General features: G+C 60.9%; 8 protein-coding genes. 7 read left to right on the top strand and 1 reads right to left on the bottom strand.

Features of this window, described 5'->3' with window-relative positions; genetic code table 11:
* The first annotated feature begins 98 nt into the window (after positions 1-98).
* The 6 genes from Q1V57_RS06745 to Q1V57_RS06720 all read left to right on the top strand — a co-directional run bounded on the left by Q1V57_RS06745 (position 99) and on the right by Q1V57_RS06720 (position 7,797).
* Positions 99-566, top strand: coding sequence for a hypothetical protein (locus Q1V57_RS06745; protein WP_300528927.1), 468 nt, complete (start codon positions 99-101; stop codon positions 564-566).
* A gap of 28 nt (positions 567-594) precedes the next feature.
* The gene (locus Q1V57_RS06740) at positions 595-1,755 is read left to right on the top strand and encodes a hypothetical protein (RefSeq protein WP_300528925.1); all 1,161 of its coding nucleotides are present in this window, start codon (positions 595-597) and stop codon (positions 1,753-1,755) included.
* A gap of 205 nt (positions 1,756-1,960) precedes the next feature.
* Positions 1,961-2,809, top strand: a complete 849-nt coding sequence (locus tag Q1V57_RS06735; protein WP_300528923.1) for a DUF3108 domain-containing protein — start codon at positions 1,961-1,963, stop codon at positions 2,807-2,809.
* A 296-nt stretch (positions 2,810-3,105) separates the two neighbouring features.
* Positions 3,106-5,151, top strand: a complete 2,046-nt coding sequence (locus Q1V57_RS06730; RefSeq protein WP_300528921.1) for a toll/interleukin-1 receptor domain-containing protein — start codon at positions 3,106-3,108, stop codon at positions 5,149-5,151.
* Between the two features lie 98 nt (positions 5,152-5,249).
* On the top strand, positions 5,250-5,858 hold the full coding sequence (locus Q1V57_RS06725) for a hypothetical protein (RefSeq protein WP_300528918.1): 609 nt from the start codon (positions 5,250-5,252) through the stop codon (positions 5,856-5,858).
* Between the two features lie 58 nt (positions 5,859-5,916).
* Positions 5,917-7,797 (top strand): adenylate/guanylate cyclase domain-containing protein, encoded by a 1,881-nt coding sequence (locus Q1V57_RS06720; RefSeq protein WP_300528916.1) that lies wholly within the window; start codon positions 5,917-5,919, stop codon positions 7,795-7,797.
* Here the strand turns inward: Q1V57_RS06720 and Q1V57_RS06715 are convergent.
* Positions 7,726-8,409, bottom strand: a complete 684-nt coding sequence (locus Q1V57_RS06715) for a Crp/Fnr family transcriptional regulator (protein WP_300528914.1) — start codon at positions 8,407-8,409, stop codon at positions 7,726-7,728. The two genes, Q1V57_RS06720 and Q1V57_RS06715, sit on opposite strands and share 72 nt — an antisense overlap.
* A gap of 205 nt (positions 8,410-8,614) precedes the next feature.
* Here Q1V57_RS06715 and Q1V57_RS06710 point away from each other — a divergent pair, with 205 nt between their 5' ends.
* Positions 8,615-10,585 (top strand): alkyl sulfatase dimerization domain-containing protein, encoded by a 1,971-nt coding sequence (locus Q1V57_RS06710; protein ID WP_300528911.1) that lies wholly within the window; start codon positions 8,615-8,617, stop codon positions 10,583-10,585.
* Positions 10,586-10,623: the final 38 nt, after the last annotated feature.

Genomic DNA, 10,623 nt, shown 5'->3' with positions numbered 1-10,623 from the left:
TTGCAAATTAAGACTGTAATACGCTCAGGAATTGTGTATTAATAATGATATCCGGTTCGCTTATGCATCGCGAATCCATGATCTCGGGGAGGGAGCAAATGGGGGCGAGACCTCGTCTTGCGGCTGTTTTGGCCGCGTCTGCATTTATCGTATTTTCAGGCCCCGTCTCAGCCCAAAGCTTCCGCTCTGGCCCTGTTGAGACGGCCCAACCGGCTTTCGAGCCTCAGCTGTCCGGCGGCCGGGTTGCGTTCGCGACCATGCCGGGCCTGTCCAATTACACCCTGCGTGTGACCGGGCCGGGCAATTATTCTGCCGAGCGTTTCTCGGAACGCCGCGCACCGTCACTGCGCCTGGCCGATTTCGGCGCGCTCGAGGATGGCCTTTATCACTGGTCAATCTCCGCTGCGACCTCGGAAGTCGAGCGCCGGGTCGGTGCGGAAGAATTGGCGCGTAATGGCCGTTCCGGCACCTCGGCCAATCTTTATGTCGGACGCCAAATGTCCGGCAGTTTCCAAGTTCGCAACGGGCAGATCGTTCAGTTCGACCCGAACGCGACCGAAAACTAAGCTCCAACATCATTCTGGGGGAATGACCATGAAAACACTTCTTTCCACGGCCAGCGCCGTTGCGATTGCGGGCTCCATGATGCTGGGGCTCTCCACGGCGGCGACGGCTGACCAGGTTTTCAACGATGATGTGATCATCACCTTCTCGCTCTGCGTCGGTAATGACTGCGTCAATGGCGAAAGCTTCGGCTTCGACACCATCCGACTCAAGGAAAACAATCTGCGTATCGGTTTCAACGATACGTCCGTTTCGGCCAGCTTCCCGACCAATGACTGGGAGATCGAGGTGAACTCGTCCCAGAATGGCGGCGCTAACTATTTCGCTATCGATGATGTCAGCGGTGGCCGCACGCCTTTCCGTGTTGAAGCCGGCGCACCCACTGGCGCGCTCTGGGTCGACTCGGCCGGTGATGTCGGTATCGGCCAGCAAACCCCGGTTGTTGATCTTCACGTCACCTCGGGCAATACGCCGACCCTGCGCCTGGAGCAGAACGGCACGTCCGGCTTTGCCTCCCAGACCTTCGACGTCGCGGCCAACGAAGCGAACTTCTTCATCCGGGACGTGACCAATTCGAGCCGGCTGTCCTTCCGCATCCGCCCGGGTGCTCCGGAAAGCTCGGTCGATATCGCCGCGGACGGTGACGTCGGTTTGGGCACGAGTTCGCCGTCTGCCGGTCTGGACGTGGTCGACAATACGAACCTGACCGTGGCCCAGTTCTCGGGTACCAGCACCAAAGTGGTGGACCTGCAGTCGACGGATAACGGTGCGGTCCAGTATCGCATGCAGACGGACAGCGCTAACCGCCGCATCGTTGCTTTGAATACGGCCGGTACGCCGCAAAGCCAGATCGTTTTCGGAAACAGCGAAGTCCAGATCCTCGGCCCGACGGCAGGCGATGTCTATGGCACCTTCACGTCCGCCGGTCTGGTTACCGCGGGTCCGACCTGTAATCCGGGTCCGTGCGATGGCACATTTGATCCCTCAATCTTCGAAGTGCCGTCGATTGAAGAGCACGCCCAGTACATGTGGGACAACCAGCACCTCTGGGGCGTTGGTCCGACCCGTCCGGGTGAGCCGATCAACCTCACCGAGAAAACGGCGGGCATTCTGCACGAGCTGGAAGTTGCTCACATCTATATCGAGCAACTGAATGAACGCATCACCGCTCTGGAGAATGAGACGCGCTAGTCGACGTTTCGCGCTTCAAGCGAGAGAAATAGAGGGCGCCGCTGATTGATCAGCGGCGCCCTTTTCTTGGCGGTCACGACAATGCGATTGCTGATCCACATCACGGAGGCCATTTTCCGGCCCCACTCAGCGATAAGATTAGGCTGAACCGATCCGATCCCGGTGACCAACATCTCCCGCGCTTTAACGAGGCCCGATACCGCCCATGTCTACTCTCCCCGGTGCCAGTCTTCTCGTCCTTACTCTTCTCGCTTCATCGCCGCTGGAGGGCGGGGCTGATTACGCTACTTATGCGGCACCGGATTCCGAAGTGGCGCCGGTAGAGGAGCAAACGGTGATCTCCGCCCGCTATGATGGCTGGGTGCTGGTTTTCAAGGTTGGTGAGATCGAGCTGAATGCCCGCTTTGACGCAAATGCGTACGCTGCAGACAGCTTCGTACGGGCGGCCGGGCTTGCCGCCCTGTTCACCGACTTCGATATCCGTTCGGAGGTGGAGGGCCATATCGAGGGGGATAGTGCAACGCCGTTGCGCTATGCACATGTCGAGCGCACCGGCGACAAGATCAGGGCCGTCGATGTCAGTTTCCGTGACGCGGTGGCTGTATCGGATGTCGAACCGCCATTCGGCTCCTGGGGTGTGCCGCCCGCCTCTGCAACAGACCGGAGCGGTGTGATCGACCCTATGTCGGCCTTCTTCACCCTGTCTGAGACGCTGACTGGCCGGGGCGCGGGTGCCGGCTGTCACGGTCAGATTCCGGTGTTCGACGGCAAGGCGCGGTATAATCTCAACCTGGAACCCGCGGGCCGTGAACAGGTCCGGACCCGGGCCTGGAGCGGTGAAGCTCTGGTCTGCCACGCTTATTATGAGCCGATTTCCGGATATGATCCGGAGGACTACCCGTCTGAGCGGGATACGCGATTACCGCTGGAAATCTGGCTTGCATCCTTCGACGATGGTGCCTTCCACCTTCCTGTCAGGCTGCATACCCGCGCCGGTTTTGGCGGGGTGACGATTGAAGCGCGGGAAATCCGGCTCGGGCCCGCGACAAATTAGGGCTGCGTGATCGCGATCACGCGCGCTCCGGCTTAGCTGAGCTAATATCCTATTACCGCATCCGGGGTGGCCCCAAGACATCCAACTGGACTGCGGGGTCAGGCGGGATACGAGCTTGCCCAAGGCGGAGCCCCAACTCCGTGTCGTGTCCCGCCGCTCCCGCTTCTGTTGCCTGGTGTGCCTCCGGCCAACCTGTCGGTGCTAGCTGAGATGGCATGCGGTTTCTTTCGACCCGCAGCTTGCGCGCGCTCTGCGTGTGCCCGAATATGAATGTCCTTGGGCAAGAGGGGCATGTCATGGCTGGGGCCAAACACTATCGCGCATTCATTTCCTATAGTCATAGCGATGAGCGCTGGGCGCGCTGGATTCACAACCGGCTTGAGACCTACCGGGTTCCCCGTCACTTGGTCGGCCAGGGCAGTCGCCGGGGCCCAGTACCACGCAAGGTCGGCCGGATATTCCGCGATCGCGACGAATTGTCGGCGGGCGGTGATTTGTCGGCCTCCGTGCGCGATGCCCTGCAGGCGAGCGAGACCCTTATCGTGTTGTGCTCTCCGGCCGCTGCCGCTTCGCAGTGGGTCAATCGCGAGATCGAGGTGTTTCGTGACCTCAACCCCGAGGGCGAAATCATCACCGCTATTCTCGAGGGCGAACCGGATGCCGAGCGCAACGGGTTTCCTGCGACCCGGGAATGCTACCCTGCCGCCATCCTCGAGCCGATGCGCGACGGGCGCGAGACAGAGCCTGCTGGTGCCGATTTCCGCCGTAAAGGCGATGGCCGCCGGGTGGCGCTCGTCAAACTCGTCGGTGGTTTGCTCGATCTGCGTCTCGACCAAATTATCCAGCGTGACCTGCAAAGACGTCAGCAGCGCGTGACGGCCGTCACAGTCATTTCGGTTTCTCTGGCCCTAATAATGGGCGGCTTGACGTTTCTAGCGACGACCGCGCGGTCCGAAGCCGAACGTCGCAAAGCCGAGGCAGAGGATTTGATTGAATTCATGCTGGAAGATCTGACAGACAGGCTGGCGCCCGTGGGACGGCTCGAAGTTCTCGACGCTGTTGGGGCAAAGGTTATCGACTATTACGCGGCTCAACCGCCTAATGAAATGTCTCCGGATTCGCTTGGGCGCAGGGCGCAAGCCTTCCATTTGCTCGGGCGAATAGACGAAGCCCAGGGCAATCTTGAAAGTGCATACCAGCACTTCCAGACGGCCTATGCGGCAACGCAGCGAATACTCGCGGTCGATCCCGATGAGCCAGCGCGTATCTATGAGCACTCCCAAAGCGCATATTGGGTCGGCTTTTTTGCTTGGCGGCAGCGCGAGCTCGATGTCGCAGAGGCCCGTTTCCTGGAATACCGCGACCTGACCGGGGCCCTGGTTGAGAGCGATCAGGACAATCTCGAATACCAGGCCGAGGCTGCTTACGCCTATTCCAATCTCGGCACGCTGTACCTGCAGCAGCGCCGCTACGAGGAGGCGCATCGATCCGTCCGGTCCTCCCTGCAATTGTTTCAGGCTCTGCTCGATGCCCAGCCCGATTCAAGCCAGGCGCTCTATGAGCTCGCTGACGCTTGGGGCTGGCTCGCCAGCGTGTCTGAGTTCGTCGATGGACGCGAGGCGGCAATGGCCGCCCTGCGCCAGCAGATCGCCGTTTATGAAAGTGCCGAAGCGCTCGACAGCGACTGGCGTATGCGGCGTGATGCAATGCTGGCGGACTATGCCGTGGCGCGGCTATTGATCCTGGATGAGACAAGTTCTTCGCCCGAGGATATCGCCCAGGCGGTGCAGATTCTGGAAGCGGGAGCAATGGAGGCCGATGCTCTCGTCGGCCATGACCCGGACAATCAGCTCTGGCGCTTGATTTCGGTGCGGCAGCGACTACGCCTGACCCGGGCGCTGTTGCTTGCAGAGCGGCCGGAGGATGCGCGCGCAGCCTATCTCGATGCAACGCGCTTCATGGCGCATCCGTCCTGGTTGGCGGCCGAGGGGGCCAGTTTTGAGTCGACGCGTCTCTATGCGACGCTGGTCGAGGCAAAGCTTTTCCGCGCGCTGGGCGATGTCGAATCCGCGCGGGAAGCGGTGGAGAATCTGCTCTCCGCCCTACGCCTCGCTGATGATTGGCCAACCCAGATCGAGCGCGGGCCCTATATGTTCGCGGTGGCATCCAACATTCTGGCCGAATTGTTGGAGAGCAATGGGGAAGCCGCCGACGCGCAACAGGTTCGGCGTGTCCTGATCGATACACTCGATGCCTCGCAGGACCAGCTCCGCCTCGATACGGCAGCGGAGCTGGAGCGCGCCCGTGCCCTGACCGAAACCGGCTACCTCACGGCCGAGTAATCCTTCCTTCCGGCTGCCATGGCTCCATGGCAGCCGTCTTCGCAGGGCCGGCCCGCCGGGCCGGCTCTATCACTTGGGCAAGCAAGAGGGGTTTTGCCATGTCTTCCATTCGTGATGCATTTGACGGTTCCAAGGTGCAAGAGGGGCTGGCGGATGCCTGTTCTTTCACTCCGGACCACACCCATATCAGCCTTGTGGCTCGCGGCGTTGATGGTTTTGTTGTCATCAATGGCAGCGATATGAATCGCGATCCGTTCGACGATGCCCAGATCTCGCAGATATTTATGATATTTGCCGAAACCGTTGACGAATACCGCGCCGTCGATGCCGCCACGCTCCGCCTCGCGGTTGGCGCGGCCCTCGCCGGGATGTGGACGCCCTGTGGCGCAGTCGACCCCTGTCCCTTCGACCAGCATGTTCGCGGCGCCACGCGCATGATTTTCAACATGCACGTGCCGGGCTGGGGGTTTGAAGAGGCGCGCATCAAGTTCAAGTCGGACAATGCGGGTGAAATCTTCTGTGGGCTCTCCTGGCTGACGCTGAATGGCGAGAGCCGCCAGCCCTACAGCTTCCAGATCAATGCGGCCGCCGCCACAGCACCGGCCGAGTACGAGTTCGCGCTCTTCGTCCAGGCATCTCAGGATGCGGGCAACCAGGTGACGCGTTTGATCATCGATCCGAAAATCCATGTCATCCCGCCGATGTAAATCGGGCTAGACTGTCTTCCGGGAGCGCGCCAGCTCCCGGAAGAAGGACTCGACCAGTTTGCGGCAATTTATTGAAGACAGTTTCAAGCGGGGTGATCTCGCCGCCGCCTTTGACCAGTGTCTCGATCAGCTGGACAGGGCGCCGGACGATCTTTGGCTACGCCACAGAGCCGTGCTGTGTCTCGTGAAATCCGGTGCCCTGGAGCGTGCGCGAAGCCTGTACAGCCGATACCAGCTGGATCGCGCTGATTTTGACGAAGACTGCCTCGCTCTGGGCGCGCGGCTTGAAAAGGCCTCAGCGTTCGAGACGGAGGCGAGCGCCTTTCCCGCCCAGGCCCGCCGGGCGGCCAAACGCTATGAAGACGTTTTTGAGATCACCGGTGGTCACTATCCGGGAATAAACGCGGCCAGCATGTATCTGCTCGCCGGTGACAAGCCTCGCTCCGAGAGGTTGGCTCGCCGGGTCCTGCATGAAAGCCTGGGCGGTACCGCGACGGATCCTGAGGAGGCCTATTATCGCGGTGCAACCCAAGCCGAAGCGCATCTCCTGCTGGGTGATACGCGGGCCATGCGACTGGCCCTAAGTGCGGCGCGCGATTGCGATCCCTCGAATACCATCGCTCTGGCAACAAGCCTTCAGCAATTGCGCCTGATCGCCGACGCGCTGGGCGTCAAGCAGGAGATTTTTTCGGGTGTGCAGCCGGGTCGGCCGGTGCATTTTGCCGGGAATATCTTCCCTTTGGGTTCGGCCCCGGGGGAGGTATCCCAAGCGGCCGAGACCCGGCTTGTGCGGCAGATCGATTTGGCCCTGGAAGCGGTTTCGGCCGGTCCCGCGTTCGGCGCGGTTGCGGCCGGCGCAGATATCTTGATTGCCGAAGCCATCCTGCGCCGCGGCGGCTCGCTCAATGTGGTTCTTCCCGTCCCGGTTGGTGTCTTTATCGAGAGCTCGGTCAGGCCCTTTGGCAGCCCCTGGATCAAGCGCTGCGAAGCCTGTCTGAATGCCGCCTCCCAGATTATTGAAGTCACCTCGGACCGGCGTATCATTTCCGGTGAAACGCTCAATTTCTCAAGCCGGGTGGCCATGGGGCTGGCGCGAATGCGGGCTGAAGTGTTGGCGACGGAACCGCACCAAATCCTGGTCAGCGACCCTGGGGCCAATCCGGCGCGCGGGTTTGGGACGGTGCATGATGCTGGCCAATGGCACCGCGCCGGCCTGGACCAGACCGTCATCCCCTTTAAGCGACAGAAGTCCTCATCAAACCTGCCAAAGCGCTCTGATGCCGATATAGGGCACGGGTTTCGTCCGGTGATGCGGGCTATGCTCTTCATCGATATCAGTGGCTCCTCCCGCGTGGCCGAGGACCGGGTGCCTGCATTTGTCGACACAGTTCTTCGGCGTCTGGTGGACGAGGTGGACCAGCTTGAGGACAGCCCGGTCTATACTGATAGTTGGGGTGATGGTCTGTTTCTCGCCTTCGAGCAGACGGCGCCTGCGGCGAGGGCAGCGACACGGTTGAGGGAGGCCTTTGCTGCGATTGATCTGGCCGCAGCCGAACTTCCGGACAGCCTCGATATTCGTATCGGTGGGCATTATGGACCGGTTCATGAAGGCGAGGATCCGTTGCAGAAACGGCCCACCCTGTTCGGGGCCCAGGTCGCAATTGCCGCGAGGATTGAACCCTGCGCAGTACCGGGGTCGATCTGTGTCAGCGAGGCGTTCGCCGCGGTCCTGGCTATGGAGCAGGCTGGCGAGTTCCGCTGTGAGTATATCGGCCGCACCGAGGTCGACACGGCTTTACCCAAACTGCCGCTCTTCGCATTGCGGGCGGTGGCGCCAGATTCTTTGATCGCCCAGATGTATCGCTGCTCAGTTGGTCGAGCTGAGTCGGCTGAGCTGATCCGGATCGACGAGTTCAAATCCGTCATCGAGGCGCCGTAGCAAGCCGCGCTTTTCCAGGTCGCTGATCGTGCGGGAGGCCGTCTCGCGGCTGGTATTGACCTTTTGTGCCAGCACGGTCCAGGTCGGTTTGGGGCGGATATAGCGCGTTTCGCCGCTCTCTGATGGCTCCGAGATCCGCAGCAATTCGGCATAGACCCGACCGGTCGCAGACAGTGCCGAGAGTTCAAACATGCGCTGGGTGGTATGATGAACCCGCTGGGCGAGCACCCGCGCCAGCGCAAGCCCGAGGGCGCCGTGGTCTGCTGAGAGGGCGAGAAAGTCCCGGGCTGGAAAACAGGCAAGCATGCAGTCTTGCTCGGCGATGATCTCAGAGGTGCGGCGTTGTTCGGTCAGGACCGCCAATTCGCCGATCACGGCGCCCGCTTGCAGGGCATCAATCCAGATTTCCTGACCGCTGGCGGACAGCAGGACCACCCGGGCTTCGCCGTCAAGAATGATGAAGACCATGTCGTCATCATCATCCTGCGCAATGATCACCGACCCGCTGGCGACGCTGCGGATTTCGGCGGCGGCGATCAACGCGGCCTCGGCTTGTGCGTCATGTATGCCCAGCCGTTCAAAAGCGGTGGGCCAGAAGGGGCGGGAATCCAAGTCGGACCTCCAGGATGTCGAGCGGGGCTGCGGGATTCGATCTTTGATAGTCATAGCATGGGTGTTCCCTGGCGAGGCCAGTCAGTCGAGCAGGTCTTGCGCTTTGCCTATCCCGCCGCCAGCATGGCGCGCGGTCGATATATAACAGGAAATCCTCTCAATGCTGTCTCATTGCTTCCGGTGCATTGTAGTGCCGTGTTCCGCTTTGGCGCTGCTTGCCGCCTGCGGCCAGCCCGCTCCGGCGCCCGATGCTGTTCAATATGACCTGGGCGTTGAGGTTGATACGGCGGGCTTCCGTGCGGCTGAGCCGGCGACCATTGCTGCCCAGCAGGCCGTGGCGTCGTCGGACTTCATGACGGATGAACGGGATTTCGACCTTGCGCGGCGCGGTCTTTTGGCGACTGAGACAGAGCTCGACATTCGGGGGCCTAACGGCGAGGTGGTCTGGCGACCCGCCGATTATGCCTTTCTTGATGTCGAGCCGCCGGCAACCGCTAATCCAAGCCTGTGGCGGCAGGCGCGGCTCAACAATATCCATGGCCTGTTCGAGGTCGTGCCCGGGATTTACCAGGTGCGCGGTTATGACCTGTCCAATATGTCAATCATCGAGACCGAGAGCGGGCGGATCATTATCGATCCGCTGACCTCGGTGGAGACAGCCCGTGCCGCACTGGATCTTGTTGAGCGCGAGCTCGGCGCGCGTGAGATCGTCGCCATCGTCCTGACGCATAGCCATATCGATCATTTTGGCGGCATTGCCGCCATTGCATCGCGTGAAGAACTCGATAGCGGTGAGATCGAAATTATCGCGCCGGATCACTTTCTTGAGGAAGCGGTTAGCGAGAATGTCCTCGCCGGCGCGGTGATGAGTCGCCGGGCCGGTTTCATGTATGGCATGCCGCTGCCGCGATCTCCACGTGGCCATATTGGCAGTGGTTTGGGCAAACACCCGGCCATCGGAACCCATTCAATCGCTGCGCCGACCCGCACGATTACCCGGACGGGAGAGCGCATGACAATCGATGGGGTGGAGCTGGTCTTCCAATACGCCCCCCATACCGAGGCGCCGGCCGAGCTGACGATTTTCCTGCCCCAGTTCAACGCCTGGTGCGGCGCCGAGATTGTCTCGCGCAGTATGCATAATCTCTACACGCTGCGAGGCGCCCAGGTGCGCGATGCCGTGGCCTGGTCTGCGGCGATCGATGATGCGCTGCACCTGTTCGGTGATCAGACTGATGTGATCTTCAACAGCCATCATTGGCCGGTCTGGGGGCGGGAGGAGTCCCGCACCTATCTGGAGGCTCAGCGCGATATCTATAAATACATCCACGACCAGACCCTGCGTCTTGCCAGCCAGGGTCTGACGCCGGACGAGATTGCCGAGACAATTGCGTTGCCACCCGAGCTCGAGAATGTCTTCTCCATCCGCGGCTATTACGGCACGCTCAGGCATAATGCCCGGGCTGTATATCAGCGCTATTTCGGCTGGTATGACGGTGTTCCGGCCCATCTCAATCCGGTGCCCCGTAGCGAAGCAGCCGCGCGGTATGTCGACGGATTTGGCGGTCTCGAGGCGACATTGGCGCTGGCTCAGACGGCTTTTGATGCAGGCGATTTTCGCTGGGCCGCGGAATTGCAGCAACATGCCGTGTTTGCCGAACCGGGCAGCGCTGTCGCGCGCGAGGCCCTGGCACGCAGTTATGAGCAGATGGGGTATCAGGCCGAGTCCGGACCCTGGCGCGATAATTATCTCAGCGGGGCGCACGAATTGCGCCATGGGGTCGAGGCGGTCGACGCGGAAAGTGCGGCCGATGACATTCTCAACTCCATTCCGCTCGACATGTTCTTCTCCGCCATGGCGACCCGGCTAGACGGTGTAGCCGCGGGTGATCGTGAGCTGGCCTTCAATTTCCGCTTCACGGATGTGGATGAGACCTATCTGATTGAAATCTCAAATGGCGTGATGCGTCACTACGAGGATAGGCAGGCCGAGCAGCCGGATGCCACCGTGACACTGACCCGCGCTTTCTGGATGCGCTTGATCAGCGATGATGCGGGCCTAGTTGACATGATTGCATCGCAGGAATTTGCCGTTGAAGGCGACCGGGCAGCGCTGCTTGGGTTCTTTACATTATTGCAGGACCCGCAGACTGATTTCCCGATTGTCACGCCCTGATATCCGTTTTGGCGTTAGCGAAAAAACCTGCTTAACTG

Source organism: Maricaulis sp. (assembly GCF_030149425.1).
Classification (GTDB): domain Bacteria; phylum Pseudomonadota; class Alphaproteobacteria; order Caulobacterales; family Maricaulaceae; genus Maricaulis.
The sequence above is the reverse complement of the archived record's forward strand: the minus strand, read 5'-3'. Positions and strand labels throughout refer to the sequence as shown.

Excerpts from the sequence above, each read along its gene's own strand:
- Q1V57_RS06735 (WP_300528923.1), top strand. The coding sequence starts at position 1,961 with ATGTCTACTCTCCCCGGTGCCAGTCTTCTCGTCCTTACTCTTCTCGCT.
- Q1V57_RS06740 (WP_300528925.1), top strand. The coding sequence starts at position 595 with ATGAAAACACTTCTTTCCACGGCCAGCGCCGTTGCGATTGCGGGCTCC.
- Q1V57_RS06730 (WP_300528921.1), top strand. The coding sequence starts at position 3,106 with ATGGCTGGGGCCAAACACTATCGCGCATTCATTTCCTATAGTCATAGC.
- Q1V57_RS06745 (WP_300528927.1), top strand. The coding sequence starts at position 99 with ATGGGGGCGAGACCTCGTCTTGCGGCTGTTTTGGCCGCGTCTGCATTT.
- Q1V57_RS06725 (WP_300528918.1), top strand. The coding sequence starts at position 5,250 with ATGTCTTCCATTCGTGATGCATTTGACGGTTCCAAGGTGCAAGAGGGG.